Genomic DNA, 26,428 nt, shown 5'->3' with positions numbered 1-26,428 from the left:
TTTGGAAGAACCTAGCAATCGATGCTGTTTTTGTCTATCTCTTCAAAGAAAAAAGCCGCATTTTCCACTCTGCGGCTTTGCATATTTTTCAGGGGGATTTCGGCTAGTTAGAGGCTATTAAGCTTCTCTAAGAACGCTTTCAATGCCTGAGAGCGGTGTGAGTGCAGATTTTTGTGGCCAGGGCCCAATTCTGCCAGCGATTGGGTTTGTCCTTCAGGGATAAAAACAGGGTCATAGCCAAAGCCAAGAAGACCTGCTGGTTTTGTGGCAATCGTGCCTTTCATCTCTCCTGTAAAGACCCATTCTTCGCCGGTCGGAGTATAGACCACTGTCGAACAAACGAACTTTGCATTGCGATTAGGCATCGGCTTTAAAGCCATCATCTTTAAAAGTTTTGCGACATTTTCACTGTCAGAAGCTTTAGGGCCTGCATAACGAGCGGAGTGAACTCCAGGCAGACCATTGAGACCTTCAACAACAAGCCCTGAGTCTTCACCTAAAACCCACACATTGTTTTTCACCGCACGCAAAGTTTTGGCTTTGATGCGAGCGTTGTCTTCAAATGTTTTTCCATCCTCAGGGCGGGGAGTGAAAGAGGGAATATCTCCTTGAGAGAACACCTTCAAATCCGGAAGCTCACGCAAAAGAAGTTTGTACTCTGCTAGTTTTCCTTTGTTTCCTGTCGCAATCCAAAGTTCCATTTTTATTTCCCAGCAATTTTATAAATTTCGCCCACGATAGACGCTTGATGAATGAAAAGTTCACGACATCCTTTTTCGGCAACGTCCATCATTTTGAAAAGTTGATCGCGAGTGAAAGGGACGTGTTCAGCAGTTCCTTGCACTTCAACGAAATGTCCTTTGTCGGTCATGACAAAGTTCATATCAGTGCCGATAGCAGAATCTTCATCGTAATTTAAATCAAGCAAGATGTTGTCGTTGTGAAGGCCTACACTGATTGCAGAGACATAATTCACAAGAGGAAATTTTTTGATTTCGCTCAGGTCCGCTAACTTTTTACAAGCTAATGCCAAAGCTACAAAGCCGCCTGTCACAGAAGCTGTGCGAGTGCCACCGTCGGCGTTCAAAACGTCACAGTCCACGATGATTTGTCTTTCACCCAAAAGCTTTAAATCAATCGCCGCACGCAAAGAACGGCCAATCAATCTTGAGATTTCCTGAGTGCGACCACCTGTCATTGATTTTTCACGTTTAATACGCGTGTGTGTCGAGCGAGGAAGCATACCGTATTCAGCCGTCACCCAACCAGAACCGGTACCAGCCAGCCATTGCGGAGCCTTGGGTTCGTAGGTCGCTGTGCAAAGAACTTTTGTCTTTCCAAATTCAACGATGCAAGAACCTTCGGCGTATTCAGAGACGTGGGGAGTGATTTTAATTTGTCGTAATTGATCGAAAAGACGCCCGTCAGCGCGCATAGAAAGCTCCTTGTAAAGACAAGGGCTAATTTAAGGTTTTTGCTGTGCGATTGTCCATCTTTTCTTTGTACGAGAGCAAAGCGCTGTAGATTTTTTGAGCAAGATCCGCTTGATAGTCCGTCGTTAAAAGCTTTTTGGCCTCGCGCGGATTTGTGAGGAAACCAATTTCAATTAAAACAGAAGGCATACTTGTTTTTGAAATCACATAAAACGGCGCTTGCTTGATGGTGGCTTGCGAAGCGTTTTCGTCGTTATTCCACACGTGTGTCAAAGTCTGCGTCAGACGAAGGCTGCTCGCCATGCGATTTTGACGGTGCAAGTCTTCGATGATGGCGGCGATATCGCCTTTTTTAGAAAGCTCATCTCCGCCAGAAATATCATGAAGCTCTTTGCTATTGAGAATCATCTGATTTTCTTGGCTTGCTAGAAACAAACTCTCTTCATCCGGTGGTAAGTTATTTTGGAAAAAGAACTCAACACCTTTTGCACGTTGATCGGAAGCTGCGTTTGCATGAAGACTTACAAATAAATCCACTTTTGCGTCTTCCGCCATTTTCACTCGGGCAGGAAGGCTGATGTTGCGATCTTGTGCGCGAGTCAAAGTCACTTTGAATTGTTCGTCTTTTTCTAAAAGAGCTTTCAGTCGTTGCGCGACTTTTAAAACTAAATCAGCTTCCCTCGCAGCGCCATGAACAGCGCCTGTATCAACGCCACCATGTCCTGGATCTAACATAATATGCATAGCCCACGTGGGAGCGGACCACAAAAGGGCAGAAGCCAGAACGAGCTTTTTAAGAGAGAAAAGATTCATTTTTTTAGGATAGAAACTCCCGCAAACCTTGTCGAGTCTAGAGACTCCCTGCGAAAAGCGCTCTGAGACCAAGGTCTCGGTCTTTTACTGATCTCGCGTGATCGTGACTTCAATAGAATAGATGCCGTATTGTTCGGCGGCATTATTACCCCAGAGGACAAGCTTTAAAGCGTTATTAAGATTAAGTGCCGTTGGAGAGAAGCCTCGTGCTGGTTCAACGTTGCTGTCAACACTTGTACTGGCCCAGGTGCTTCCATTTTTAATTATTAAATGCATGTTTAAGTTTTCCCAGTTAGAAGACGTCGCTGGAATGTTTGTGAATTGAGTTCCAGTAAAGTTATAGGAAGCTGCATCCGGAGCCACGGCCCAGTTTCCAAGAGTGGCGTTGGCGGAGTCGTTGCGAGTGAAAATTATAGCGTTGGTACCGTCGGATATGCCGAGGCCAATATCATTATCACTCGTCAACATCGCCTGATGATAGCGAATCTTAAGATGGTAGGTTCCGGTGGTCGACAATTGCCCCGCTGTTGTAAGGGGAATCGTCAGCAATTTCTGGTTGTCTGTGACAACAGTGTAGGTACAACGGTCCGAGGTGTAACTTGGTGTCAGTGAGTGTGTTCCGTTATCGCAAATCCATTTTGCATTCATCATGCGATGAAAAACGACTGGTTGCGGAGGGTTTATTAAATTCCATTCGCTGCCGTTACAAAACTCCATCGCTTTTTTCGTCGAATTGTAGCGCATGGTTCCTTCGGCAGAGGCATCACACGTGCTCGTTGTTCCTAACTTCACGCCGCCGTTAACATCTAATGTCGCAGCTGGTGTCGTTGTGCCAATGCCGACGTTGCCGGTACTCGTGACGGTCACGCGGTCTGTTCCTGCCGTGACCAAACGAAGAGTGTCATCATTCACAGAGCGTTCAACTTCCACTTTTGTGTTGCCATCAGCATCACCTAAAATTGTTGTCCCAGCGGAGTTTAATTTAATAACGGTCAAAGAAATTCTTTGAATGCCCATCGTCGGACCATTTTGTGAATCAAAAAGTGTCATGGTGATTTTGTCACCGACAGTTAAGCTTTTGGTTATTGTGGAGGTCGTAGTCTGGCAACCCGCGGCCGTGGGCGAAACGGCGAACTGAATAAGAGTTCCATTTTGATAGAGTTTTATAGCTGAATAGTGGGTTGTTTGTGGGCAGAAATTCGCACGAGCTTCCAGAAGATAAACGCCATCGGAAGGAATATCCACGCGGTTTGCTGCGAGATTGGCTCCTCCCAAGGTGTTTAGAGTAGTCGCATTTAAATCGGGAGTTAGATCTGTCGCTGCTGCATATCCGCCAGCAGCAATGTCACTGGCTTCAAGACGGGTGGCAAGAGGTGTCGTCGAAGCACTTCCAGCTGCGGGCCATGAAGAGCGGCAGTCCCCGGCAATACAGATTTTTTGAGCGTTGGCGTTTCCGGCTACATCGAGCAAATATCCCGGGGAGGTTGTTCCAACGCCGACATTGCCAGTGTTGTAATAAATTTTTCCACTGCCGTCGTCTTGCCACAAAGTTGCACTTGCAGGCAAGCGTGCGGAATCAATCACGCCGCTCGTAATCTGAGCTGCATCAATGTTGATGCTTTGACATTTAAAACTATCCGAAGCGGATTGATAATAAAGTGATTCCGAAGCGGTGCACGCTGCGCTGGCAAAAGCGCCACCAAAAGGTGTGATCGCAGATCGTATGTCGGCAATTCCCAAAAATGCAGGAACCCATTGTCCCGTTTGATATCGAAGCACCTGACCCACTCCGCCTGGTGAGGATGACGACACCGCAGTTCCTTGAATTTTTTGAACAACAGGATTTGGATAAGTCCCGCTAAGATCACCACCAGCAGAACCTGCAGGTGCAACGCCAGAGATTGTGACATTGGAAGCCGCTGTCAGTCGACCTTGAGCATCCACAGTGAAAGTTCCTACTTGTGTCGCAGAACCATAAGTGCCGGCGGTGACAGCTGTATTTGCAAGATTCAATGTCACCGCCCCCGAAGATCCTCCGCCACTTAATCCCGTTCCGGCAATAACATTATTGATTGTGGCTGTACTTGTTCCTGATTCTGTCGCCAGGCGAATCCACGAAGCGCCATCATCGCGATAAATTTCTTTTGTGTCTGTTGCAAAATAAATTCGTCCTGCAGTTCCTGCGGCAGGTTTTGAGGCATTTACCCCAGCTTGTAGTGATACGATATCTGAAGGGGCTCCGGCGCCTGCATTGCTGACAAGTTTATCTGTGATGCCATAGCCCGAAAGAGTCGTGGGCTTTCCGCTAGTGATTTGCGACCAGTTTAATCCAATCGTCGAACACGTCCATGCACCTGTTGGTGAAACAAAGCTGAGAGTTTGATTTACAGCACAGGTCGCAGGCATTTGCGAAGATTTTAAAAGAGAACCAGCGTCTGATAAATCTGCAGAAGATGGAATTACATTCACCCAATCCGTGCCGTCATATTTAAGAATATTTCCCGCTGTCAGCGAAGAGACCGCAAGATTTTTTCCGGCAATTTTACTAACGGTGGGATTTGGATAAGTGCCGGAAAGATCTCCTCCGGCACTTCCTCCCGGAGCGACTCCTGAAATCGTCACGGAAGAAGCGGATGTCAAACGGCCTTGAGCATCGACAGAAAATGTTGGGACCTGCGTGGCTGATCCGTAACTGCCAGCCGTGACAGAGGTGTTTGCTAAGCCCACCGTTTTTGTCGCCGTGCCGCTCACAACAACACCTGTTCCCGCTAGAACATCAGACACCACTCCAGAGCCGCCAGCATCGGTGACGCATGTGAAACTTGTTCCGTTCCAAGTAATGACCTGTCCCGCCGAACAAGCTGTCATGGGAGCTGACGTTTTTAATAAAAGATCATTTAAAGACTTATCAGCAATTTTCTGCGCAGAATAAGCTGTGTAAGAAAACGGAACTGAACGAATTATATTGGCCGGAGAAATAACATTCCAACCAGAACCATCATGAAATTGAACTTTGAGTTGGCGCTCGGCGGAGTTAGAAGCGACCCAAGTTCCACTACCAGCACAAGAGTGAGTCACACCATTGACGAAGATATCAGAAAGTGAAAACACCGGACCCGTCGGGAACAAACGTGTTCCTAAACCAATGGGAACATCAAAAACACCGTTTGAATTTTGCATGTTTACGGCGTCTTTTTGCTCGCGATACAAAACGCAATTTCCATCAGCAGATGTGATTTCAAAAAGAAAGCTGACATTATTAAACTGCAGTGGTGTGCCGTCGGATTTGAGTATTCGCCCTTGGTAACTAAGACTCAAAGGAGAAGATTCGGCCGGGAAGGCGAAAAGAAAAAGTACGGGCACCACAAATACAAAAACGTTCCTGAGTGTGTCCATGAACATCTTATCGGCACAATTGCAAACAAATATGAGTTTTTATTTTGCTTCAAATTGAGATAAATCTTTAGTTGCCGACCGTCACCCAGTTTGTTCCGTCGCAGTATTTAAACTTATTGGTGGCGTTAAAGTACTCCAGGGCTCCGGCCGTGGCTGCAGGTGAAGAACATCCAGCGCCGCCAGCTCCAGGGACAGGTCCCATGGCTTTGAAGTTTGTACCATTGCAGAAGCTTAAAACTTTTTGAGTCGTGTCGTAATTGATCGTTCCTCCGGTTGTACAGCTTCCAACGTTGACAGAGGCAGCCGCTTTATAAGTCGACAGTCCCAAACCCGAGAAATTAGGGGCAAGAATGCGATTGCCAGAAACAAATAATTCATAAGCGCTGCCGACATCCGAAGAGCTATTTAAAACTTCCGACATAACAGGGGCTGTTTTTGTTGTGATGTCGATCATACCAATGCGGTTTGATCCGGTCGCGAAATAAGCATAGTTACCAGAAATTTTAATATCCTCTACCACGAACAAATTCGTTGCATCGGAAATACTGCCTAAAAGCACCGGCGAGGTGGGCGTGCTGACATCTATCACCGCGAACGTTTTATTCGTTGTTCCGGAAGCATAAAGATAGTTCCCGTCAAGAGCCAGCGAGCGGCAGCTGGTGACGGCGTTATCAATGAAGGTCGTCACAAGGGACATGCTCAGTGGATTTGAAGCATCGATAATAGCGACTCCGGAAGAAGAGCAGGCATAAAGATAATTGCCATTTTTTACCAGATCATAGGGGCTAGTCACGTTGACCGAGCTTTTGAGAGACGGTGCCAGCGGATTTGAAATATCAAAGGAGGTTACGCGTCCATTCATTCGGGATGTCGCAAAAATATAATTTCCTGAAGTGATAAGATTTTCACCTAAGGCGAGATAAGTGAAGTTTGAATAATAAGCCAAGACCTTCATGTTGGCAGGATCAGTGATGTCGACGACTGTCATGACGTAACCAGCGCCTGCGCCACTGATGTAAGCGTAGTTACCGGAAATCTCTATTCCTGTCGGTGAGTCAAATTTTGGATCGGCGATGCTTCCTAAAATCGTCGGGGAATCAATGTTTGAAATATCCACGGCCGTAAATCTCTGGCCGAACTTGGAAGTCACATAGGCGGTCGTCCCCACGACTTTGATTCTGTAGCCGGTTCCAAAAATATTTGTGAAGTTAGCACTGGCCTCTTCGTAGAGGGCCACTTTTGAGTCGGCAATACTCCAGATTTCCATCGTGCTTGTTGGTGCTGCCCGATAGAGATAGTTTCCAGAGAGAGCGAGTTGTGAAGGCGTGCTGATGTTCACGGAGCTTGGATAACTTGTGCTGAGCACTTTAGGATTTGCCGGATCAGAGATCGACATCTGTCCGAAGCCATAAGTACTGCTTTGAAAAAAGACCATCGAATTTTTTTGCGCCATAAAAAGGATGTTCGAAAGAGGCATGGTCTTCACAAAACTAGGAGCGGAAGGTGTGCTGACGTTAACGACGGCTCCACCGTAAGAATTGGACGCTCCCACAAGAGCATAACCCCCAGATACAACAACTGTGCGGGCACTGACCAAATTCGTTGCGTCTTGGAGCGTACCCGTTACAGAAGGCGACCCTGGTGTTGCCAATGAAACTATCACCAACGACGTGCTTGTTGAACAAGGCAGATATGCATAACTTCCTGAAACGACAATCTGACGACAGTCTGAAATTAAAGCATGTGAAAGATTTGTCGAATAAGTGGGTGCAGCTTTATTCGTGATGTTCACAACAGTCAGACGGTTGGTGGCAACAACGTAAGCATAATTTCCCGAGACGTAAACATCCTTCGGCGTCGGCAGATTTGTAGCGTCGTTTAAAAAGCCTACAACCGAAGGAGCACTCGGAGTAGAAATGTCCACGATGGTCAAATTCGAAGGTGAAACTACATATGCATAGCTGCCGGAAACGGTGAGGTTCGTCGCGCCATTAAAGCGTGCCGTGTTTTTGACAGACCCTATAACGACGGGATTTGTTTTATCCGTCACATCCATGACCGTAAAAATTCCTGTTGTCGCGGCGACACTGTAGGCATAATTTCCCACTGAGGCAATGCCGGCAATTCCCTCAAGCTTACCTTCGGGATCCACATCCGATGTCGTAGATGGAGCGGACGCTGTCGTAATATTAAATGCTTTTACTGATGCCGTACCACCGGCGTAAAGAGTGTTTCCGTTGCGAGTTAGGACATAGCCTCCACCTGAAATGACTCCTGTTGGAGAGGGGCTTGTCGGTGTTGAGATATCGACTGTGGCAAGTCCTCTTGTGTAAGAGTAAGTATAAAGGTAACTTCCGTTGACGATAACGTCTTCAATCACATCGTAATACGTGTTGTTGGTGAATGCATTCACGATGGAGGGACTTGCCGAGTTACTCACATCAACCACCGTCAGACATTTGCAATTCATCGCAGCGACGTAGGCATAATTTCCCTGAACATCAAGTCCTTTGGCTCCATTTAGATTTGTGACGTCGGTCACTTTTCCTAAGAAACTAGGCGCTGTCGGGGTCGTGATATCAAAGATTGCAAGATCTCCTCCGCTGGAAGTCACATAGACTTTACTTCCGACAACTTTAAGGCGTGATCCCGCACTCACAAAAGCATTTGTGATTTTAGTCACGTAAGTTGGATTGGCTGGCGTAGAAACATCCATCACAAGTAGTCCGCCGGTCCGAGAAATATACAAATAATTTCCGGAAACTTCCATGCTGCCAATTCCGTTGTAGTTTGGATCTGAAATACCGGAAATCAAAATGGGGTTGGATGTGTCTGTAAAGTCGACAACACTCAAACGGCTGGTGTTAGAGTTGCCTGAATATACATAGCTTCCTTTCATGGCGACGCCCGTAGCAAAACGGTTGGTGTTACCGGGAAGAGTGAATTGAGAAACATAGTTTAAAGCTGTAGGCGTGCTCGTATCGAACCAGTAAATCGTTTCATCCAAATCAATGACGGCAGTGGCAGATCCCGTGGTTGCAATATATCCGTAGCTAATGCCGGACTTGTCACGAAGATAGCTTTCACCAGTTTTAGAAAGTGTCGGTTTCAAAGAAAGATCAAATGTTAAAAGCATTGAGTTGGAATCGACGACAAACAATTTGTTGCCATCACCATGCACGTACTTGGCACCGTAGGTTCCTGCGCCAATGAGTCGGTAAGAAAAAATCGCTTTTGGTGCCAGAGGATTGCTGATATCGACGGTTTGCACGTATCCACCAGAGTTGCTGCCGGGATTTAAAGCGACATACGCAAGGTTGCCATTGACCCACAAACTGTTGACGCCGTAAAAATCTCCATAGTTTGCACCAGTGACAGCCGAGATCAAAGTAGGATTTGATTTTGTTGCGATATCAATAACGCTGAAAGTCCCCGTGCCTCCGGTAGTGGAAACGACATAAATATAGTTTCCTGAAATAGCCATGGCTTTAATCGAGGACATGCGTGAATCACTGATGCTAGCGACGATCGCAGGTGATGAGGGTGTTGTCGCATCAATCGCAGTGATTGATGAGGCGCCGACGCTGACATAGGCATAACCTCCGGAAGCTGCGACAGCAGCTCCATTGGCGATAGATGGTGAACTGACAAAGCCCGTTTGGACAGGAGCCGATTTATTTGAGATGTCGATAACGACAAGGCGGCCCGGGTTGATTAAAGATGTGTAAGCGTAGGCGTAATTCCCGCTCACAGCCAGCGAAGAGGCGTTGTTCAGATTCGCATTTGTGACGGAACCTGAAATCGCGGGAGCCGTCGGAGTTGTGATATCAACGATATAAACGGTGCCACTCCTAACACCGATTAAATAACTTCCGGAAACCAAAAGGGCCGATGTGGAATTGAAAAATGAATCAGAAACTTTAGTCACAGGAGTGGGATTGCTCAAAGTGGTGATATCGAGAACCAGCAAAGAGCCGGCTGGATCAATCACGTAAGCATAATTGCCTTTCACGGCGACGACTCCAGCGCTAGAGATAGCGTAAGGGGAAGGGTCCGTGAGTTTATTGATTAACGAGATACCGCCATATTTCATCGGCACCCACGATGTGCCATCGCAATATTTAAAAACATTTTCTGCGGTAAAATAATCCATGGTGCCTGCTGCTCCCGTTGGAGAACTGCAAGCCGCCCAGGTCCAAGAACTGGTCACGAGGCCGAGAAGTACAAAGATGCTAAGGGCAAATAAATTACGAAGTCTCATTATTACTCGGATCCCTTGTTTTTAAGTAACAAAAGAACTTCATTCATCTGTTTTTCAAGACGATCGTTTCTGTCTTTGAGATTGTTGATTTCTTCTTTCAAAGCCTTGTTCTCGTCACGGACAGAAGCGATTTCACGACTGAGAGTTTGTGTGTTGGTATCAAGTTCTTGAATCGCCTTTAAACTCCAAGGCACAAGACCCAAATAATTCACACCATAGTAATTGCCGTTGGTATCCACGGTTTTCACAAGGTGAGGAAGAATTTGCATCATATCCTGAGCCATGACCCCGTACTCGGTTCTTTCGTGCGGATCATCTTTCATCACGTAAGAATAAACTGAAATTTTACGAACGGTATTAAGACCCGAAGTCAAAGGACGAATGTTTTTCTTTAGGCGTCTATCGGAAATATCCGTGATCGTTCCTGTGAACTGAATATCACCCACAACGTGAAGAGCACTGGCTGGCGAGGCCGTACCGATTCCCAGATTTCCATTCGCATCCAAAGTCATTTTTGTCGTGTTGTTCGTCATGAAGCTTAATGCAAAGTTGTCTTTTGTACCAATCGAACCGGCTGTTCCCAAAGTGTTTCCACCTGTGCGCCAAATTGTTGATGGCACATCAGCATCCACCAGCGCCGCTCCCGAAGTCACGCGTCCTTTCGCATCCACGGTGACTTTTGCATAAGTACCCGCAGTAACACCAGAGTTCGCAAGTGTCAAAGCTCCGGCATTAGACAGTGTGGCATCTCCAGCCATGGTCACAGCTGTTGCTACGTTGGAAGCGTTGCCGACATAAATTTTTCCGTTGCTCAAAGAGGTATTTAAAATACTTGCCCAAGAAAGACCGCCACCTCCGTCGTTGGAAAGAACAGTTCCCGCAGCCCCTTGTGTTCCAGGGAAAGTCAGGGAGTAGCTCGTCACAGTTGCGACAGAACGCAAAGTCACAGTCCCGCTTGTGGCACCTGTAACACCAACGCCGTAAAAGTTAGAAACTCCGGAACCATCTCTTTGCACAAGAGTGTTGTTGGAAGCTGACGTACTTCCTGCTGTTGTCGAATAAGCTCCAGCACCTGTTCTTTGCACATAACCTGTTGAAGAAATTCCGTCCACAGCGGCAAGTTCTGTTCCTAAGCCAATAGTTCCTGTAGAAGTGATTGTCCCACCGGTCAATCCTGTTCCTGCCGTGATGCTCGTTACAGAACCAGCACTCGCGGCTCCGCACTCCCAACCGTTGGCGGTTTTCATTAAGACTTGACCGTTCGTACAAGCGACGTTGTTCGGTGCATAAGTGAAATACTTGCTCGCAGCACTTGTGATTTTATCAACAGCGACATCGTTGATTTTTGCATCCGTCACTGCAAGGTTATTAATCTTCGCTGTCGTGACAGCATTATTGGCAATGGTCGCAGCTCCAGAGCCGGGGCCTGTCGCGGTGACGTCTCCGGTTAAAGCCGTAAGGTAATTTCCTGACGGTTGAGCATCCGTGATTCCATAACCAGCTAAAGTCGTTGGACTTGTACCTGTGGTTACACGACCTTTAGCATCCACCGTTACTTTGGTATAAGTTCCTGCCGTAACACCTGAGTTCGCTAATGTCAGTGCACCCGCGTTTGATAAAGTGGCGTCGCCACTCATCACGACTTCGGTTGCGATATTGGAAGCATTACCGACGTGAATGCGACCATTCGTAAGAGCATTCGTTAAAGATGTCGCGGAAGCACATTCCCAACCGTTGGCTGTTTTTGATAAAACTTGACCGTTGGTACAAGCGACGTTGTTCGGAGCGTAAGAAAAATATTTTCCCGCAGCACTCGTGATTTTATCAACGGCGACGTCATTGATTTTTGCATCCGTCACAGCAAGGTTATTAATCTTTGCAGTCGTGACAGCGCTATTGGCAATTGTCGCAGCGGCAGACCCTGGGCCTGTCGCGGTGACATCGCCGGTTAAAGCAGTAAGACCTGAGCCCGCAAGACCCAAAGTTTGCACAGCGGTTCCATCCCAATACTTGATTTGATTGGATGTCGAGTTAAACCAAGTCTTCCCTTTGTCAGCGCCCGTTAATCCTGTGGGATCTGAAGCGTTGTTTGAAAGATGCAGGGATTTATTTGCAACCATCGTCATAAAACCGATGTTCGTAAGATTGTTGCTGTTAAGGTTGATGGCGCCACTCATGGTTCCACCGGCTAAAGGCAGAGCATTTGCGTCTGTCAGACTCGCAGGACTCCACTGACTTCCATCATATTTTAAAACCTGTCCTGATGTTAAACCTGTCACATCGACAGAGATACCTTTGATTTTATTCACCGACGTCGCACCTTGTGTGCCACTCACGTCGCCAGCAAGGGAACCAGTGAAACCAGTCGCACTCGCAGCACTTCCAACGACAAGAGAGTTTTGAGAAGTGCACTGCCAACCGTTTGCGGCACTCCAGGTTAAAACCTCTCCCACCGTGCAATCTAAATGTGTGAGATTTGCACCCGTTGTCGCGTCTGTAGCAACAAGACGGTTGATTCCAGGATTGGCAAAAAGTTTTGACGTTGTGATCACGCCGTTTGCCAAAGTCGGATTTGGATAAGTTCCAGAGAGGTCGCCGCCCGCATTTCCCGTCGGAGGACGCGCATCTGTAAAACGTGAGTCATTTCCGGCAGCGACAGTTCCCGCCGTTGTTCCCGTCGTCACGCTCACAATCACACTGCTAGTTCCAGTCACTGTTACAGGACCGCTGCCTGCAACCGAAGTAACGACACCGCTACTTCCCGCATCGGTGACGCAGCTTAAAGCTGTGCCGTTATAAAAAAGAACTTGGCCTGCGCTACAAGTAGGAATGCTGGATCTTAAAACGAAGTCGCTAGCGATATTGGTTCCCAGTTTTTGTGCTGAAAGAGAATACGCCGCAAAAGGCACGTTACGAATCTCATTGGGAGGATTGATTTCATTCCAACCGTGTCCGTCGTGAAATTGCACTTTCAAAAGTCGAGTGGCATCCACCGTTGGATTGTAGGTGACGCCGCCATCGCATAAAAAACTAGCGGAGTTACTGAAGGAATCTAAAAGTTTAAAAAGAGGATCTGACGGATAAAGTTTTGTGCCTGAACCAATCGGCACGTCAAAGACGCCGTTAGAACCAGACATATTGATGCCATTGACTTGCTCACGGTAGATCACGCAAGATCCGGTCGGATTTGTGATCTCAAAAAGAAAACTCACGCTGTTGTGTTCAAGGGCGCTGCCGTCAGCTTTTAGGATACGACCTTGATAAGTAAGAGATTGCAGGGTGGAGGGGCCTGCGGCCCAAGCCCCAGAAACTCCCAAAGTCCAAAGTATCAATATGCAACACCGAATGAGTGTGATTCCTTTACGTTCCATGTTTAATAGTTCGGGATCTCCATAGGAGCACTAAAGGTTTGTGAGCATTGCAAATCTGAAATGAGGCCTATTTCCACCTTCCTGAGGTAAATACTGTTTCGGATATTTCCAAGGAACGAGACCTTAATAAGGTCACGCCTCAAGTGTCTCGTTTTGATCTATGAGCAAACAAATATTTGGTCCAGTCGGCCATCCATTCTTAGACGCTGATGCCTCGAAAAGAGGCCCACAATTGTCAGATTCCGTCTAAGGGATCGACAACGCGGATGTGATCTTTGCTAGTTTAATCGGTTTTGACGAAGAAGTGATCATGGCACCGCCATTGCTTTAGTAGAAAGCACCCCCCCATGGCGGCCAGGACCCTCCCCCCCCAATCCTGGTCGCTTTTTTTTTGCCAAAAATTCCGATAATCTAATTTCTGAAAATAAACATCTTAAGGAGAACCTCATGAAGTTAAAGCCCCTTGGCATTCTTCTATTGGCAGCATTAATGACTCAAGCAATGCCAGCGCGCGTGCTTGCACAAACGGATACGCAAATCGAAGCCGAAGAGGCGACGGCAGACGCCGAAGCCGCAAAGGCGGAAGCCGGTGAAGCAAAACGTCGTGCGGAAGAAGATCGTAAGCGTCGCGATAAAGCAAGAGCTGAAGCGCAGTCCGCGATCAACAAGGCTCGATCCCTAGAAAACGACGCTAAAAAAGAACAAGCCGAATCAGAAAGAGAATCCGCAAAACTCAAAGCGGAAGCAGCTGATCATGAAAGACAACAAAAAGCCGCAGAGAAAGAGCAACAAGCGTCCCAAGCTCGCATCAAAGCTGCTCAAGAAAAAACACAAAAAGCCACGCAAGTGCGCGATGAAGCTTTAGCAAAACGCAAACAGGCCGAGGAAAAAGCAGCCCAGCTTCGTGATCAAGCTAAGGATCAAGAAAAGCAAGCTGCTGAAGCAACAAACGTTGGAATGCAGGCAACAAAAGAAGCAGAAGCCGAAAAAGCGGAAGCAGCGAAGGCAGAACAAAATCTTTCCAAAGCAAAACTTCTAACACAAAAAGCGGTGGCAGAAGCCAAAGCTCGTGAAGCGAAGGCGAAACAAGAAATCGCTAGAGCCGAAGCGGACAAAGCCAAAGCTGAGGCCGAGATGGCTCGTCTTAAAGTGCAAGAAGAGCAGTCGAAAGCTTTGACCGAAAAAATGGATAGCGAGTTAAAGTCTGCTCAATCTGCATCGAAAGAAGCGGTTCAACAAGCGGAAGTAGAACGCAAAAAAGTGACTGAGATCAAAGCTCAGGAAGAAAAAGCGAAACAAGCCGCAGCTAAAATTCGCCAGGAACTTGAGGGCAATCGTAATAATCTTAAGAAAGAACAAGCGACAGCCAGCTTAGAAATCGCTCGCTCTAAAAAAACCATCGCAGAAAGTGAGGCCGAAGCGACTCGTGCCGAAGCTGAACTAAAACGTCTGCGTGACGAGGCCGAAAAAGCCAAAGCGGAAAGAGAAAAATTAGAACAGCTTGCAGAGAATGCGAAGAATAAAGCGGAAGAAGCGAAAATTAAAATGGAAACCGGAAAGGCTGAAGCCGAAGCGGAAAAAATGAAGCTGGAAGCTTCAAAAATCAGAGCCGAAAACAATCTTCCATCGAAAACCAAAAAGAAAACAAAGTAATTTAAGAAAAGGCCAAGGGAACTTGGCCTTTTTCCTTTAATTCATTTCAGTGTTCGTGCGGTGCTTTGGCGTAATTAGCCATGCCTTGAAAATCAATGGCCACGACAGGTTCATTACCCACAACCCAGGCATCATGTCCCGGAGGAGTGAACGCGACTTCGCCGCCTTTGAAATCCATTTCAGTTCCGTCATCCATTTTCACATGAAGGGTGCCTGAAATCATATACTGAAAATGCGTAACCTCACAGCTTTCAGTCTTAGCGATGGGTTTCACAGATGTAGACCAGCGCCATCCCGGTTGTAAGGTGATAAGACCCACCGTATTTCCATTGACTTCCACTAACTCCAGTTTGCCTTTTGGAAAATCTCGAACCTCATCTGCTTTTGAAAAACTTTTTTTAGAAAAACTTCTTGTCCCTGTTTCGGGAGTTCTTTTTTCGGGTTGTCCCGGCGTCAATTGAGTTGCCATGGTGACCCCCTTTCATAATGAAATTTTACTCCTTTGAGCGACCTCGTGATATCTGTGAGTTAGCACCGAACTTAGGTACCAGGTGCCTTTTTTCTTCTGCCGTATTTGGTCAACCTAGGCAGAAAGAGATCTGTCAGATACTTTTTGTGAGAGAAGGCTGAGTCCCATCCTTGCACTTTAAAAGGTAAGAAGAGCGAGGTCTCATTTTGAAACAGTTTTCGTTGATTGCATTCATTCTGATTTTAAGTCTTTCGCAAGTTCCTGCTCAGGCAGCGGAGCAATGCTCATCACTCTTCTTGTTTCGTCCTACAGAAGTTTCGGATCGGGTTCAAAAAAATAAATTTGTTACGAACCGTGATATTCTTGAATACCGTCACGTGCTTCACAAAGATTTCACGGATAGTTTAACGAAGCTCACACCAGAGCAGCATTGGGTGGACCTCGGTGCGGGTAAAGCCAACGCGCAAATTTCTTATATTAAATCTTTGCCAAGTCCTCAAATGGCGCCGCATGCGACAGCAGTGGCTTTTAAATTAGACCGCTGGTTTTCTCCGCCAAAGTTTGATGGAAAGCTTGAGATCAAAGAAGGCGCGTTTGAATTACAGCCCACGTCGACATGGAAAAAAGCCGATCTTATAACGGATGTTTTCGGAGTGATTTCTTACACCCACGATCTTTCAACGTCGCTTCAGAAAGTTTTTGATCTTATGAATGTGAACGGGGAGCTTTATATTTTTGCCACTCACTATGCGACAAGTATTAAAATTGCCGAAGGAAAGCATCTTCCGATTTTTGATTATCTCGCAACGATTGACGGCCTTAAAGTAGAAGGCCGCTATGGAGTCATGAAAATCACGAAAGAAAAAGAAAACATCGTGATTCCGCCTATGGAGTTGGTGAAGTACCATGACGATGCTCCACCATCCCGGGCATTTCAGATTGTTTATTAATCAAATCATGAGCCGCTTGCTCATAAAAAGATTTAGGTGCGAGAACTCTGGCAGCCACATTGGCAATAACTGAAGATAGCATCAGATATAAAATAATCTCGTGCGAATCACTCATCTCTAAAACTAGAACAAACGAAGTAAACGGTGTGCGAGTGATTCCTGTCAAAAATGCGACCATCCCGACCATGATCATCAGTTTCACGTTCGTAAAGCCAAATAATTGACTGAAGTACTGTCCCATTGCCGCACCACTTGCCAGGGCCGGAGCAAAGACACCGCCGATCACACCACCGATATAAGTAAAGAAGTTTCCAAAGATGCGCGAGATCGGCAGAAGCGGACTTGCGGGATCATGCGGATTTTTAAGAAGTTCAATCATCACGGATTTTCCGGCGCCGACGGTGCTAGGACCGCAAAGATAAATCGTCAGACTTAAAAGACCTCCGCACACCAATGTCATTGTAACTTTGATCCAAAATGACTGCGAAGCTCTCCATCTTGTGATGCGATAAAGACTTTCAGCAAACAAGCCGCTGCTCACGCCAACGATGGCGGCAATAACGACGGTTTGATAAAGAACGTAGGCGGGAAACTGCCCGAAGCTGGTGTTTCCAAGGTAAAGATAATTTCCCAAAAACAGCTGCGCCAAAATACCGGCGATGATGACCGCTTGAAAAACAGCCGTACGCACTACGCTAATATGTGTTTTCGAAAGTTCTTCAATGGCAAAAACAATTCCGCCTAAGGGAGTGTTAAAGGCCGACGCGAGACCTGCAGCACCACCGGCAAGAATCATGGCGGGCAGCTGAGGCTTTGGAAAGCTCTTCGGCCAGAAACGCGAGATCTGATAAAATACAGAGGTTGAAACTTGTAGCGTCGGACCTTCACGCCCTGAAACACCGCCACCTAGAACGCAGACACAAGATCCAAGAATCTTTGTGATCAGCATCGGAATGCTTAAAAGTTTTTTCAAAAAGGGATGATTGTTATTAGAAAGTTCGACTGCGGCAATGACTTGCGGAATACCACTCCCGATCGCCTCTTTAGAAAAGAAATATCCAATTAAAAAAGACGCTAAAAGCGCCAAAGGTGCCGTGAATAATAAAATAGATTCTGTTGAATGCGCCAAAGCCCAATCTTCGCACAATTTAAAAAGAATATTGTAGCCAACAGAAATCGCGGCGGCGACTCCAGCAGAAATCCAGAATGGAAGGTTGAAAAAAATTTTGTGGCGAGCCGCCTTAAGATGCGGACTGTGAAGAATATCTTTTGGTTGCATAGGCGTTAAGGTAGCACCAATGAAGCGGAGGCGCATATCCCTCCGCATCGACGCACTGCCTTAGGTCTGACCCAGAGGAAGGGCCGGAACCTCGTCAGTACCTTTGTAGTAAACCGTTTGTGTTGGATATGCGAAGTCGACTTTTAATCCCGCTGCAATTTTGAGGATCTCTATGAAAATCGCCTGCTGATGTTCAAGCTCTTCAGCTCCGGTGAAAACTTCCAAATGAAAATTCACCAACACATCTAATGAAGAAGCATTGTAGTTATTAAAGCGAACCGTCACCGTTTCAGGATTTACTTTAGGGTGTTTGGTGATAAGGTAACGAACCTGCTCGCAGAACTGCTCAATTTTTTCTGGCGGAGTTTCATAAGTGAGGCCCAAAATCTGACGAATGCGGCGGGCAGGACGGATGCCCATATTGTCGATCGTTTCTTTCGCCATCATCGCATTGGGAATTGTGATCACGGAATTATAAAATGTGCGAATGCGCGTTGAACGAAAGCCAATGTCTTCAACAGTGCCTTCCATATCTTTGATCTTCACCCAATCGCCCACTTTAAAAGGATGGTCAAACAAGATCGTGATCGAACCAAAAAGATTCGCGGCTGTATCTTGCGCTGCCAAGGCAAGAGCCAAACCTCCCAGTCCCAGACCGGCAAGGATCGACATCACATTCAGACCAAAACTTTGCAAAGCAATCAAAATACCCAGAACAACAACCAACACCTTCATGGATTTTGTTGCAAAAGGCACAAGCTGATCGTCGTAAGTGCTTTCGGTTTTGGCGGCCATCTCTTTAAGAACATTTCCGCCAGCGTCGACGGCGTAGTAAACCAAACGGATCGCATAAAGAGCTAAAAGTCCGCGCAAGAAATGATTGTAGTAAATTTCAAACTTGCCTGTGAGCCCAATCGCGTCACCCGTGGCAAACCAAAAAAAGATCACTAGGATCCAAGCAAGTGGACGCTCGACTTTGAGATTTAAAAAGTGCGCAGAGAAACTAGTCGGGAATTTCTTTGTGAAGGGATTGTGCTTTTTAACTTCTTTAAGAACGAACTGAATGATCGGGCGAAGAACGATTCCCAAAGTGATAGCGATCGCAAGCACACACCATTTCCAGTTCGGCATCACAAAATAAGTCGTTTTCAGAAGATTTGCGATTTCAGCTGAAAAAAAGGACGACTCTTCAAAAATATATTTTTCCATTTATAGTTTCTCTATCGTTGCAAGTTACATCATTTGAAGATTTTTGCCGGAGTAGATCATGATCAAGATCACGATCCCTAAGGCGATACGGTAGTAACCGAAACCTCTAAATCCGTAGCGAGTCACTATACCGATAAAAAATTTGATCGCAAGCATCGCAACAATGAAAGCGACGAAGCAACCGATCGCCAATGTGCTGATCTGTGCGGGTTCAATTGTCTTGTAGATCTTTAACAACTTGTATCCCGTGGCTGCGGCCATTGTTGGGACCGCTAAAAAAAATGAAAACTCCGCTGCTTCTTTTTTGTTCATGCCAAGTGTCAATCCACCCATGATCGTCGCTCCAGATCTGGACACACCCGGGATCATCGCGATGGATTGGAAGAGTCCCAGTTTCACGGCATCTATATAAGATAGATCACTTGTCTTGCGACCCATCGATGTCAAATGTGCGAAGATTTTGTCGGACCACACTAAAATGACGCCGCCCAAAATTAACGCCCATGCGACGATTTGCACGCTTCCCAAAAGATGATCGACGACATCTTTAACGATGAAACCAATGATGGCCGTCGGAAGAAACGCCACGAAAAGCTTTTTATAGAAGCTCCAATTGGGAAGAAAGCGTCTCCAATAGAGGACAAGCACCGACATGATCGCGCCGAATTGGATGATGACTTCAAAGGCCTTTGTGAAAGCGCTCTCTTCAATGCCCATCACCGAGCTGGCAATCACCATGTGACCTGTTGATGAGATCGGTAGAAATTCCGTGATGCCTTCGATGATTCCCAGGATGATCGCGTGCAGATGACTCATATGATGTTCCTCATTTGGATGTTGAAAATCAGCGGACATCATTCTTGAAAAGTTCGCAAGTGGGTTCAATATTCGATGGAATGTGTCAAAAAATTTAAGATTTATTTAAGATTTTCCTATTCTTTGTGGTTCAAATCTGAATATGATTTTTTCACCACGGAGGGGGTTATTATATGAAACGTGCATTATTATTAGGTGCATTGTTGTTCGGTTCACAGGCATTCGCAGGCGAATATCTAGTGAAATATTCCAACACAAGCGCTCTCAACATGCTTAACACGGTCGCAATGTCTAAAGTTGCAACGATCCAAATGATGGATCACAACGCAAACGCTAGCCTTGTAAAAGTGAACATCCAGAAGTCTCACGAAGCGCAAGCTTTGGCGTCTCTTCTTTCTCAACCAGGCGTTGAGTACGTTGTTCCTAACTTCAAAATCAGAGCTTTCACTGCGCCAGTTGATGCTGCTGCGTTGAAAGAACAGTGGGCGATTGCAAAAGTTCAAGCTGAAAAAGCTTGGCAACGTGCCGGCAATAAGGGGAGCCGTAACGTTATCGTAGCTGTTATCGATACTGGTGTTGACTACAAACACCCATCTTTGGCTCCAAATATGATCCAAGGTTATGACTTCAAAGAAAACGACAACGATCCAATGGATAAAACAGGATTCCAAAATCCAGGTCACGGTACTCACTGCGCGGGCGCAGTAGGTGCGACTGGTTTGGTTGACGGTGGTACAATAGGTTTGTCTCCTGAAGTTTCTATCATGCCACTTCGCTTCTTGGGTGAAGACGGTTCTGGTGACTTGAACAACGCGATCAAAGCAATTGATTACGCCGTTGAAAAAGGCGCGCAAATCATCTCTGCATCTTGGGGTGCAGCGGTTCCTCGCTCTACAGCGGCTCCTCTTCTTGAGGCGATCAAACGTGCTGACGATAAAGGTGTTATCTTCATCGCGGCTGCTGCGAACGATGGTAAAAACAACGATAAAACTGAAATGTATCCAGCTAACAACGGATACCCTAACTCAATCACAGTTGCGGCTTCGGGTCCTTCTGATGCAAAACCATCTTGGTCAAACTACGGAACTGCAACAGTTCACGTAGCTTCTCCTGGTGAAAACATCATGAGCACATTGCCAAACAATAAGTACGGAAATCTTTCTGGTACTTCAATGGCAACTCCGCTTGTGTCAGGCCTTGTAGCTTTGATGAAAGCTCAAGATCCTTCACTGACTGGTGCTCAGGTTCGTGCGATCCTTCAAACGACAGGCGCTAAAGTTTCTATCGAGACTGCATGTAACTGCCGTGTTGACGCTTTCGAAGCTGTTGACGCTGTTATCGCTAAGAAAATGGTTCTTGTTCCTGCTGCAGCAACAATCCAACCATCTTCAACTTTGGCTTTCTCTGTTCTTCACGGTAAAGCTCCGTTCAAATTCGCTTCTAGCAACACTTCAGTTGCTTCTATCGACAACAACGGTACTTTGACTGCAGCTGGTAACGGTACAACAACTGTGACTGTGACTGATGCTGACGGAAAAACAGCTTCTTCATTGAACATCAATGTGGGCGCTAAATCAGGTGGCAACCAACCACCAAATCCTGGTCAACCTCCAGGACAAGATCCAGGCAACCCAGGTGAGCCAGGCGACTGCCCACTTGGTGATCCAGCGATCTGCCAAATCATCTGCCAGATCCAACCAGATCTTCCATTCTGCAAATCTAACTAAGCAGAAAAATGAGAAAGGCTCCCGAGAGGGGGCCTTTTTTATTTCCGTCTTATTCGTGAAATTCCACGTGTGATACATTAAATTTTTCTAAAGACGTTCGTATTTTGTACAAGTCCATTTAGCGAACCCCGTTCTATTCCGATAAAAAAGTATGCGGAACGTACAGGTACTTCTCAATTTGGTACTGCTATTGGGGGTAGGTTGCAGCCTTAATTCCAAGCTCACGGATTTTAATGCTTTAACACCTCCCGTACTTTTGGATTCCAACGGCGATCGTTTGGAGTCTCTCGTTATTAATTCCGGCACAAACTTAAGCTCCGTGAAACTTCAAGGGGAGTGTTACTACGAAGACCAAGAAATTCAGGTCTCTTTTGTTCCGCAGAATTCTTCTTTATCCGTCAGTGACACTCGAAATTTTAAAGCGCTTTGCAAAAATAAAAAATTTTCTTTGAACGTCGACACCCAAAATTGGAGTGATACGGATTATCGGATTGTTCTTGCGGTCACTTCCTTAGCGGGAGTGAGCTCCAGCAGTGAATCCGCAGCTTTGAAAGACGTTGTTGCTCCTGTTGTCTCTTTCGGTGCGCCGATTTCTGCGGAAGTAGGAAATGATTTTGTCGGTGCCGTTTCCGTTGGCGGAGCTTGCGAAACCGATGACGGCCCTGTTGAAATTTTAAGTGAAGGTGTTTTATTAAATACTTTCACATGTCTTGCGGGAAGTTTTTCTGGAACTATCTCTGTGGCGGGGCTTGATGAAGGCCTTCGTACATTCACAGTTCAACAAAAAGATCTCGCGGGAAATATCGGAACAAACGTCAGTACAACGTTTAACAAAGATACAGTGGCACCTCTTCTTCCTGTGACCTTGGGATCTTTGGGCAGTGCTTTGAGTAATAACGATGCCCCTCGCACGGTGACTGTGGGAACCCCGACAGACGGCGGAACTCAGTACAAATACATTGTTGTGAAGGATACTGACTGCTCTGGTCAGTGGGCGGCTATTATGGCTACAACGCCTGTGCCTGCAGGAACACCCATTTCGTTAAGCTTTAGTGGAGATGGAGTTTATCGCATTTGCACAATTGGTGGAGACCAAGCGAATAACTGGCAAGGTCCTTCTTCCGTGGTTGAAAGCTCGGCCGTGGTGATTGATAAAACAGCTCCGGCTTTGACTATCACAACTCCTCTTGCAGGAGCTAAATTTCAATCAGCCTTTACTTTATCAGGAGCGTGTGAAGCGGGATTAACAGTCAATATTTCTGGCGACTTTACTCCCAGTCCGACGACGACCACTTGTTCTGTCACCGGAACTTACGCCGCAAATTTATCTTTGACGGGTGTTGATGGTGCAAAAAATATTTCTGTTTCCTCCACGGATGCGGCGGGAAATGCTTCCTCAATTGCATTTTATTCAGTGACAAAAGACACGACAATCATTCCGCCGAATGTGACTCTTAATACTCCTGCAACAACAAATGCGGCATTAGCAAAATTCACAGTGAATGATTGTAGTGACCATACATTTATTTTGATGAAAGAACAAAACACGCCTCCAGCTCTGGGTGATTCTGGATGGATTTCTTGTTCAACGGCGGCGCAGAGTTATATTTACGATTTGAGCGCTAGTGATCAACAAGGTTTAAGAAACGTGCGCTTCTACGCACGCGACGAAGCGGGAAATATTTCTACTGCCACCGTTTTCACGGTCACTTACGATAGCAAGGCACCGATCTTAAGCCTTGACCCTGTGCCTACGCTTGCCATCAATGTTTCTTATCCTTTTGTGGTGTATGTGACAGAAACCACCGTGTCGGCATCGGCCGTTTTGACTTTGCAGTATTCCACAAACGGTGGGACCACTTGGAATTTTGCTGCGAGCAGAGCCTTGGGACTTGCCGGTCCGATGAATGCAAAATCTTTTGTGGTGAATTGGGCGCCACCTTCCTATCAGGTGGGAATGAAAGTCCGGGCGATGCTCACAGATGACAATGGTTTGACGGGCTATGGAGTGTCCAACGCTTTTGATGCGGTTGTTGATACGATTGCTCCTGTGATTTCTGCCAATCAAATGAAGATCAATGGATCTTTGACACCTTCAGACACGGTTCGCTCTTACGTGACGGTGAGTTTGCAAGCCCACGACGGTGAAACAGCGATTACGGATTTCTGTTTTAAAACTACGAACTCAGCACCCGCAACTTCAGATGCTTGTTGGGTTTCCGTGAAAGCACCCAAGCCTGGTCTAGAAGAGTTGCCAGATCTTTTGCTCGTGGATTTTGATTTCTTTTTAGGAATTAATTTTGGCACTTATAATATTTATGCTTGGGTTCGTGACGTTGCTGGGAATATCAGTACAAATTCGGCGACGCTTAAAAAAGATTTTAACACCATTAATTATATCAATGATGCTCCACCAACAGTTTCTAATTTCTTAACTGTCAATTCCACGACACCCAATACGCCGCCGATCAATGCGGATATGAATTTCGCCAACGGAGCTTCAGTTTATATTAAATGGGCAGCCAGCGATAACGGCAGCATTTCTAAAGTAGAACTTTACTCCTCAACGGATGGAAGTCAGTACACATTGATCTCGGATACTTTAAGCAACAGTTCTTCAAATGGGGCAAGCTGCAGCTATTCCGCTCCTCACACGGGATGTTGGGTTTGGAATTCGTCGTTTCCGAATAATTCATTTTTCAAATTGCAATTGCGTGTGACGGATAACTACGGTCAAACCTCGCAGGTGACAAGTCCTCCACTGAACAGTCAGAATTTAAATCTGCTTGCAGGAAATCAAGACGCTGGTCATAACGGCAATGCCAAGAAGACGGTCTTTAATACGACGGTTGGAAATGACATGGCTCCGGGAACATTGCTCGTAACAACGGATGGGAAAATTTTCTTTAACGATTCTTCTTACGGATTAATGTACATTGATCCTAAAACGAACAACTCCAAAGTTCTTTTGCGTTTAGCAAAAACGGGTGAGGATTCCTACGGGGACGGCATCCCTGTTGAACAAGCTCGGGCTAAAGCCATCTTGCGCACGACTTTGGATTATCAAAATCGCATCTTGGTTTATGACCGTTATATGATCCGCCGTATTGATACGAATGTGGAACCCATGACAATTGAGACTTTGATTGGTGCCGACCCCGCAGGAAATTTAGGAACGAACACTGCCGATACCGTGGCAGACCCTCGCGATTTAAAAATCAATCTGACAACAAATGTGTCCTTGGATGAATCTTGGACGATTCGCAAGCGATCTATTTTTGTGGCTCTGCCAAATGGAGACATTTACTTTGTCTCTGACAAGCCCGGGGTTGCCAAAGACAATGGCGGTCGCATTCGTGTTTACAAAGGTTCTCTCGCAGTGCCTCGTGTGGAATCCATCCGTTTTTCAGGAACGGGTGTGAAGGATCTGCCGTCGTGGGATTTGAACACGCAACCTTATTCGTTCTTTAGTTTGCGCTATGATCCGCAAACAAGTGACATCTTAAAAGCTTACGTGAATGCTGTGTACAGTGTGCCGGGAAATTCTTACGGAAATATGACGGAGCTTGATCCGACAACATGGATTGGCAATGGTGTTTATCCAAATCATCCCTTTGCCTCAAACAACAGTCTCGTTTATTACGACGTGCAGTCTTTGGATGGACGAGTTTACCGGTCTAATCGTTATACCGAACATTCTGTTTCTCGTCTGAATGATGACGGCACGTGGACAAGAGTTCTTGGAACAGGTGCGATGGGAGACTGTGCTGATGGAACTGCAGCCACATCATGTGCGGTTTCTTTAGATGACGCCTTCGTGGATCGCTACGGTCGTATTTTCTTTTCTACTCGTGGAATTATTCGCACGGTCTATAACGGCAACGTTTATACATTGTTTGGTCAGCGCAAAGATGCCGGTGACGGCGGAGCAGGATTAGATATGCGCCTGGCTTCTGTGTTTTATATTGATCATGGTGTCGGCAACAATGTCATTATGCTAGATCATCAAGAAAATAAAATTCGTGAGATGAGACCCGGCGCTTCACCTGAAGTTCAACTGATTGCGGGCAATGGCCAAAGCGGTATTGTGGATTACGCCACAGCAGCGAATGCGCAAAAAATTCCTCTAGGTAATTGGGGTGAGCCTAACTCGTTTGCTACAAATCCTGCAACGGGTGATTTGTACATGAACTGTTCTTTAAACAGTGTTCTAGTGACGGCTCCGAGCACTTACGTGAATTACCACAGGATTTGTAAATTAAATCGTGCAACGGGAATGTGGGAACAAATTCTTGACGGTGAGGGCGCGACCCCGAGCTACACACAAACATCTTTAAGTTATGCTGATCTTCAACTCACCGGATATTCTCCGGCGGTGATGGCCTTCCAGGCGGGAAGCATTTTATTTAATCAGTTCTATTGGAATGGAACGGCTCAAAACAACAGCCATCTTCGTTTGGTTACGCCGACTTCAACAGAGTTTGTTGCTGGAACTATTGCGGTGGACTCAAGCACGGACTCGTGCCCAGATGGAGCGTCAACAAGTTGCAATCTGGGAGTGACGGGAATGCATCGAATGGGGGCTCCTGTTTATTATGGTCCTCTTTCTGGATGGCTCTTCAATCCGACCAGAACCACGGGTTCTTCGTACGAAGGCGTAATGCACGTTGTTCATGGCGGTATGACACACAAATTTTTGACACTGCCTTCGCGTCCTTCAGGTTTTACCTATGACAGTGGAAATATTTATTACTGCACTGGTGGTAAGCTCTATAAGGCGAATATCACAAATGCGGGTGACTTAAGCTCTGTTGCAAATTGGCCTCTTGTTGAAAACACTCATTATACGATCACGCAGCTCACAATGCCTGCGGATAACATCACTTGCGAGGGCCGCCGTATTTTAGTGAAACCAGCATCAGGTCCTAAACCAAAACGCTTGGTCATGATGGCTAAACAAAATGGCTTGCCTGCGTTGATTGAGTATTTCCTTCCTTAAGAGGATTTCAATTCACAAAGCACTTTGCTTCTGTTTCAATTTGAACAGGGGA

General features: G+C 46.3%; 14 protein-coding genes. 4 read left to right on the top strand and 10 right to left on the bottom strand.

The features are described 5' to 3' along the window. Positions 1-107: 107 nt before the first annotated feature. From rdgB to AAAA78_RS12405, 6 genes are all read right to left on the bottom strand, one after another. Entirely contained in the window at positions 108-701 is a 594-nt protein-coding gene (gene rdgB / locus AAAA78_RS12430) for an RdgB/HAM1 family non-canonical purine NTP pyrophosphatase (protein ID WP_340592366.1), read from the bottom strand. 2 nt (positions 702-703) lie between these two features. After that, positions 704-1,435, bottom strand: a complete 732-nt coding sequence (rph, locus tag AAAA78_RS12425; protein ID WP_340592365.1) for a ribonuclease PH — start codon at positions 1,433-1,435, stop codon at positions 704-706. 25 nt (positions 1,436-1,460) lie between these two features. After that, entirely contained in the window at positions 1,461-2,246 is a 786-nt protein-coding gene (locus AAAA78_RS12420) for an N-acetylmuramoyl-L-alanine amidase family protein (protein WP_340592364.1), read from the bottom strand. An 84-nt stretch (positions 2,247-2,330) separates the two neighbouring features. Continuing rightward, a complete protein-coding gene (locus tag AAAA78_RS12415) occupies positions 2,331-5,642 on the bottom strand; it encodes a hypothetical protein (RefSeq protein WP_340592363.1) in 3,312 nt (1,103 codons plus the stop codon). Between the two features lie 67 nt (positions 5,643-5,709). Further along, positions 5,710-9,903, bottom strand: coding sequence for a hypothetical protein (locus AAAA78_RS12410; protein WP_340592362.1), 4,194 nt, complete (start codon positions 9,901-9,903; stop codon positions 5,710-5,712). Positions 9,904-9,905: 2 nt separating this feature from the next. After that, positions 9,906-13,235 carry a tail fiber domain-containing protein gene (locus AAAA78_RS12405; protein ID WP_340592361.1) on the bottom strand — a complete coding sequence of 1,110 codons (3,330 nt, stop codon included), beginning with the start codon at positions 13,233-13,235 and terminating at the stop codon, positions 9,906-9,908. A 486-nt stretch (positions 13,236-13,721) separates the two neighbouring features. Between AAAA78_RS12405 and AAAA78_RS12400 the strand changes: the two genes are divergently transcribed. After that, complete coding sequence (locus tag AAAA78_RS12400; protein ID WP_340592360.1) at positions 13,722-14,927, top strand: hypothetical protein; 1,206 nt, start codon at positions 13,722-13,724, stop codon at positions 14,925-14,927. Positions 14,928-14,973: 46 nt separating this feature from the next. Here the strand turns inward: AAAA78_RS12400 and AAAA78_RS12395 are convergent, their stop codons facing one another. After that, entirely contained in the window at positions 14,974-15,396 is a 423-nt protein-coding gene (locus tag AAAA78_RS12395) for a cupin domain-containing protein (RefSeq protein WP_340592359.1), read from the bottom strand. A 206-nt stretch (positions 15,397-15,602) separates the two neighbouring features. Between AAAA78_RS12395 and AAAA78_RS12390 the strand changes: the two genes are divergently transcribed. Then, entirely contained in the window at positions 15,603-16,346 is a 744-nt protein-coding gene (locus AAAA78_RS12390) for a hypothetical protein (RefSeq protein WP_340592358.1), read from the top strand. Here AAAA78_RS12390 and AAAA78_RS12385 read toward each other — a convergent pair. From AAAA78_RS12385 to AAAA78_RS12375, 3 genes are read right to left on the bottom strand one after another with little or no spacing between them, the layout of a single operon-like run. Beyond that, complete coding sequence (locus AAAA78_RS12385) at positions 16,282-17,625, bottom strand: chloride channel protein (protein WP_340592357.1); 1,344 nt, start codon at positions 17,623-17,625, stop codon at positions 16,282-16,284. The genes AAAA78_RS12390 and AAAA78_RS12385 overlap by 65 nt on opposite strands. 60 nt (positions 17,626-17,685) lie before the next feature. Further along, a complete protein-coding gene (locus tag AAAA78_RS12380; protein ID WP_340592356.1) occupies positions 17,686-18,834 on the bottom strand; it encodes a mechanosensitive ion channel family protein in 1,149 nt (382 codons plus the stop codon). Positions 18,835-18,858: 24 nt separating this feature from the next. Then, complete coding sequence (locus AAAA78_RS12375; RefSeq protein ID WP_340592355.1) at positions 18,859-19,650, bottom strand: undecaprenyl-diphosphate phosphatase; 792 nt, start codon at positions 19,648-19,650, stop codon at positions 18,859-18,861. A 173-nt stretch (positions 19,651-19,823) separates the two neighbouring features. On the opposite strand from AAAA78_RS12375, the gene AAAA78_RS12370 reads away from it, so the two are divergent. Both AAAA78_RS12370 and AAAA78_RS12365 read left to right on the top strand, forming a co-directional pair. Further along, positions 19,824-21,377 (top strand): S8 family peptidase, encoded by a 1,554-nt coding sequence (locus AAAA78_RS12370; RefSeq protein ID WP_340592354.1) that lies wholly within the window; start codon positions 19,824-19,826, stop codon positions 21,375-21,377. A 178-nt stretch (positions 21,378-21,555) separates the two neighbouring features. Then, complete coding sequence (locus AAAA78_RS12365) at positions 21,556-26,376, top strand: hemagglutinin (RefSeq protein ID WP_340592353.1); 4,821 nt, start codon at positions 21,556-21,558, stop codon at positions 26,374-26,376. Positions 26,377-26,428: the final 52 nt, after the last annotated feature.

The organism is Bdellovibrio sp. BCCA (assembly GCF_037996825.1).
Classification (GTDB): domain Bacteria; phylum Bdellovibrionota; class Bdellovibrionia; order Bdellovibrionales; family Bdellovibrionaceae; genus Bdellovibrio.
This window is presented reverse-complemented; position numbering and strand designations above follow the sequence as displayed.